Here is a 3610-nt window from a genome sequence, read left to right as displayed (position 1 = left end):
CAATTCCGGCAACTACACTGATTGCTTTTCAGTGCATGCCGAACAGAATGCAATGATCAGTGCAAGCAGGAATGAAATGCTCGGTTCAACAATTTATCTTGCCGGAGAAAAGTTCGATGAAGGCACCTGGGTGGAAATAGATGATGCGGAACCATGTCCTATATGTTCAAGAATGATAAAAAACTCTGGAATTGATAAGATAGTCAGCAAAAAGGGTATTTTTAATCTTCGCGATTAGAAAAAAATTCAGGGTGAGACCCATTCCCAAAAAAGAGCATCATGAGAACAGGCCCTTGTGGTCATGAAATACATGATCAATTAAGAATTTGTCCCAATAAGAAAATGTCAGGAGAATGATGAACCTGACACCTTCATTGGGACCTAAGTGTTTCGCGTTTTAGCAGGAAAAACAAATTATTATTATCCAGCCTATGTGATGCATATAAACCAGATAACCATCCAAGTAAATTCATATTCCTGCAGTGTAAAAAAGCATGCATTTTTACATTTAGATGAACAATATAATATTCCATTGATATTGGACATTATATTGGCTAGAAAAACTTAAAAAGTTTTTCTAATAATTATTTGATTTAAGGTTATATAAAATTATCTATAAAACAGCTTCAACAAACGAGATAACCTTTTGTTAATTGAAAGTCAAATATTGATGCTGTTTGGAGTTATAACAAGCCTAAAGCAAAATCGGCTTTTAATCTTTCATTTTAAATTAATTCTAAGACCATATCTAAACCAGCACTAAAAAAAATAGATAAATCAACATTATTTGACATATTATTTATTCAATTTTAAGAAAGTTAAAGTGATGATGGTTTTAAAATAGGACATTTACAATAATTATTGAACAGATTACAAAATACAATGCAATTTTAAAAAATGTGGAAATTATCCTCTTTGAGAATACCTCAATCAATACATTTCCTCATGTACCTTCTGCCAATCCACAGACCTTTCAGTGATTTTTTTGGGATGGTTTTCAATATTTCCAATGGCAAGAATTGCAAGAGGCTTCATATTCTCTGGAATATTGAACTTTTCCTGAAGGACCTTCTCCAAGTCATTGCCGTTGACATCCTCCCGTGTCCTCATCTGAACCCAGCAGCTTCCAAGGCCCATGGCGTCACTGGCCAGATGCATATATGCCATTGCTATTGACGCATCTTCAATCCACAGGTTGCTCTTGGAAGAATCAGCAATAACCAGAATGGCAGCGCCTGCTGTTTTAAGCAGTTTTGTGCCTATCTTTCTAATCTGTGAGAGTTCAACTATAGTCTTTTTGTCCTGAATCAGAATAAAATCGACAGTCTTGAGATTGTTTCCTGTCGGTGAGGTCAGGCCGATTTTAAGGATTTGCCTAAGTGTTTCCTCATCGACTGGAGTGTCGTCAAATCTGCGAACGCTTCTTCTGTTTTCAAAAATTTCAGATATGTTCATGTTAATTAATTTGGCGATGATACAGTTTAAACATTCTTAAACATTTATTAATTACCAAATTAACAATACAATTTCGAAATGGGTTAAGGTTCACAATTCTAAGAATTGTAAACTCAACCAAATTTCTAAAAAAAATAATTGATGATAGTTTTAATGGATTACAGTCTTAACTTCCAGGGACATAATCACCCCAGTTTGAAGCACGTTCTCCTGTAGGCAATCCTCTTATTTCACATCTTATTCCTTTGGAGTTCCTAACTGCAAGGGCAAATCCAGTATATTTATGACCCCCTATTTTTACTACAACTTTTACATCCATTTCTGAATATCCAGGATGGTAACTACCCACTTTTCTAAACTTTTTATACCATTTTTTGGCCTGTTTTTTCATTTTAAGCCATGTGCTCATCTTGATTTTCCATGTGTATTTTGATTTGCCCTTGAATTTTTTGTAAACAGTCTTTTTGGCTGAAGACAATTTTGTCGGTTCATTAAGGGCTACAGACAATTTGGTAGGTGCAGTTATTGTTGCACCAAGCACTGCACTTTCACTTGCACTTGTCAATACCACTTCATCATCACTGCTCATGCCCAATACATCATTTGACTGTGAATTTGAGTCTGCACTTTGGTTTGAGTCATTTTCAATAACCTGTTCATTATTTGACTGTTCCAAACTAATTGTATCATTATGCTGAGTGTTTTCCATAGCTATTATCTCATCGGTTGCATTCTCATCAGCTGCAGATACACTGCCCAATGTTAAAGCCACCAATAATACAATTGACAATATTACCATCAATTTATACCTCATGATTTTTAACTCCTTTTTCAATCTATATTACTACATTTTAAACATATATTATTTATATTTAACTTAATAGTTATTGATTTTAGGATTTTTAAACCATGCACAATTGTGTTTTACCGTTTAAATCTTCAATTAATGAATATATCCTATTTCAATTCATATCTGAGTGCTTCAGAAGGGCATCTGTCAATGATGGATGCAATTTCATCTCCAGGAGCTTGTGAAACATCAACCCACGGCCTTCTTGACACGTCAAATACCTTGCTGTTTGCTTTTATGCATTCTCCGGCATGTTGGCACAAATCAGGATTCCAAAAAACGCAGATTTCATCATTTTCATATGCTTTGTATCCTTTTGATAACAATTCTTCCTTTAACATAATATCACCACAGGAAATTCCTTATGCTTTTACTAAATTGATTCCCACCATATTTAAATTTTTTCTAACGCTTACACCACCAAAACTGCTACCTAAAATATAACCAGTTATACACAAGGTTTATATATGACCTCAAACAAGATTAGATTAGAGTTTGAAAACTCGAAACCGATTTTTAAAACTGAAAACACCATAAGAGGAGATAAACATGACCATGATCAGCAATATTGAAATTGAATGCGGAGTATGCGGCAAGGAATCCATGCAACGTGCACTTTTAAGTACTAATTCATTCGGCACACCGGATCTTGACTTTAGACCGCCGGGCATGAGCAGAAATACCATGAACACCTGGATTTTCGAGTGCCCTCACTGCGGATATGTCGCATCAAGACTGGATGAGAAACCAGAAATCGACAGCGATTTCATTAAGACAGACAAATACATTAACTGCGACGGATTTGAATTTGAAAAAGAACTTGCAGAAAGATTTTTCAAAGGATATTTAATTGCCAATGAAAAAGACAATACTCGTGAAAGCTTTTTTAATCTGCTTCACTGTGCATGGGCATGCGATGACGGCGAAGATATCGAAAATGCACGAAAAATAAGAAAGCTATCCCTCGGATATCTTGACGAAATGATTCAAATGGGTGGCGAAGAAAAAGATAATTTTGTGCTGATGAAGGCTGATCTGCTTAGAAGAAGCGGAGAGTTCGACAGGGTTGTCGAAGAGTACACAGACATAATCCTTGGCGATGAACTCCTTGACAAAATCATCACTTTCCAAATCATTAAAGCCCGCCAAAAAGATGATGCATGCTACACAGTAGAAGACGTGAATAATGACATGCATCTGTCTAGAAATTGAACCTCTCCGGCTTGTAGAAGCCGGAGATTCTTAGGCCATGCCTATTTTTTCGTCAAAGCATTTCCATTCATAATAATATGTGGATTTTCCTTG

4 protein-coding genes and 1 pseudogene are annotated in these 3610 nt (G+C 35.6%); 2 read left to right on the top strand and 3 right to left on the bottom strand.

From position 1 onward, the window contains the following. Positions 1-238: pseudogene (locus tag QZU83_RS10445) on the top strand (cytidine deaminase); the annotation flags it as partial. A 692-nt stretch (positions 239-930) separates the two neighbouring features. On the opposite strand, the gene QZU83_RS10440 reads toward QZU83_RS10445, so the two are convergent. The 3 genes from QZU83_RS10440 to QZU83_RS10430 all read right to left on the bottom strand — a co-directional run bounded on the left by QZU83_RS10440 (position 931) and on the right by QZU83_RS10430 (position 2646). Further along, positions 931-1455: a nitroreductase family protein gene (locus QZU83_RS10440; RefSeq protein ID WP_295611926.1), complete on the bottom strand. Its 525-nt coding sequence runs from the start codon at positions 1453-1455 to the stop codon at positions 931-933. 166 nt (positions 1456-1621) lie between these two features. Then, positions 1622-2269, bottom strand: coding sequence for a hypothetical protein (locus QZU83_RS10435; RefSeq protein ID WP_295611925.1), 648 nt, complete (start codon positions 2267-2269; stop codon positions 1622-1624). Between the two features lie 143 nt (positions 2270-2412). Continuing rightward, positions 2413-2646, bottom strand: coding sequence for a (4Fe-4S)-binding protein (locus QZU83_RS10430; protein WP_295611924.1), 234 nt, complete (start codon positions 2644-2646; stop codon positions 2413-2415). A gap of 208 nt (positions 2647-2854) precedes the next feature. Between QZU83_RS10430 and QZU83_RS10425 the strand changes: the two genes are divergently transcribed. Further along, complete coding sequence (locus tag QZU83_RS10425; RefSeq protein WP_295611923.1) at positions 2855-3517, top strand: hypothetical protein; 663 nt, start codon at positions 2855-2857, stop codon at positions 3515-3517. Positions 3518-3610 lie beyond the last annotated feature (93 nt).

This window comes from uncultured Methanobrevibacter sp., from assembly GCF_902771435.1.
GTDB lineage: Archaea > Methanobacteriota > Methanobacteria > Methanobacteriales > Methanobacteriaceae > Methanocatella.
Note: the sequence above shows the minus strand (reverse complement) of the source record. Positions and strands in the feature narration are given on the sequence as shown.